Origin of the sequence: Paenibacillus mesotrionivorans (genome assembly GCF_046098205.1) — a bacterium.
Taxonomy (GTDB): domain Bacteria; phylum Bacillota; class Bacilli; order Paenibacillales; family NBRC-103111; genus Paenibacillus_AR; species Paenibacillus_AR mesotrionivorans.
This window is the reverse complement of the sequence record NZ_JBJURJ010000029.1, coordinates 11,048-11,501: the sequence shown is the minus strand read 5'-3', so window position 1 is coordinate 11,501 and position 454 is coordinate 11,048. Positions and strand designations below refer to the sequence as shown.

Below are 454 nucleotides of genomic sequence, written 5' to 3'. Positions count from 1 at the left end.
AGAGACCGTAACGATCCACGATGACGGCACGTATGGTAAATTCGTGGTCGAACCGCTTGAGCGCGGATACGGCACGACGCTCGGTAACTCTCTGCGCCGGATTCTTCTGTCCTCCTTGCCGGGGGCTGCTGTCACTTCCGTTCATATCGACGGCGTGCTGCATGAGTTCTCCACGATTCCCGGAGTTGTTGAAGACGTAACAGAGATTATCCTGAACCTGAAGGGTCTATCGTTAAAGATTCATTCCGACGAAGAAAAAGTTCTCGAGATCGATGCAGAAGGGGAAGGTCAGGTTTTTGCCGGCGATATCCGTACGGACAGCGACGTGGAAATCCTGAACCCGGACCTTCTCATTGCTACGCTGTCAACCGATGCCCGCCTGCATATGCGCATTCATGCGAATAGAGGCCGGGGATACGTATCTGCGGATAAGAACAAGCGGGAGGATACCCCC

The 454-nt window shown here is 54.0% G+C and carries 1 protein-coding gene; it reads left to right on the top strand.

Features of this window, described 5'->3' with window-relative positions:
* Positions 1-13 precede the first annotated feature (13 nt).
* Positions 14-454, top strand: a 441-nt coding sequence (locus tag ACI1P1_RS28935; RefSeq protein WP_416220128.1) for a DNA-directed RNA polymerase subunit alpha, incomplete at its 3' end; no start/stop codon positions are given.